This window comes from Stenotrophomonas sp. 01N47, from assembly GCF_056399165.1.
Genome location: NZ_JBFTQU010000090.1, coordinates 1 through 391 on the forward strand (window position 1 = coordinate 1; position 391 = coordinate 391).

General features: G+C 68.8%; 1 protein-coding gene. It reads left to right on the plus strand.

Annotation, left to right across the window (positions count from 1 at the left end):
* On the plus strand, positions 1-391 hold a 391-nt coding region (locus AC1DKR_RS21355), incomplete at both ends, for an outer membrane beta-barrel protein (RefSeq protein WP_478035198.1).

The window sequence follows — 391 nt, forward strand, 5'->3', positions numbered from 1 at the left end:
CCCAGAAGCTGACCGAGCCGCGCTCGGCCCCGACCTCGCCGCTGTCGGCCGCCAAGCCGATCCAGTACGACCTGACCACGGCCTCGCTGACCGGCGTCAAGGAGTTCAACCGCCTGCGCCTGACCGGCAAGTTCGAGAGCAAGCTGTTCGACTACGAGGACGGCGTGAACGGGGGCGGCGGCGTGGTCGAGCAGGACACCCGCGACCGCGACGAGTTCTTCTATGGCGTGAAGGCCGACTACGCGATCAGCCCGGACACGGCGCTGTACGTCTCGCTGACCGGCAACACCAAGAACTACGACATCCTGAACCCGGCGGTGCCGGCCTCGGGCACGACGCCCGCCCAGCCGGCCTACAGCCGCGACTCCGACGGCTTCGTGCTGCTGTTCGG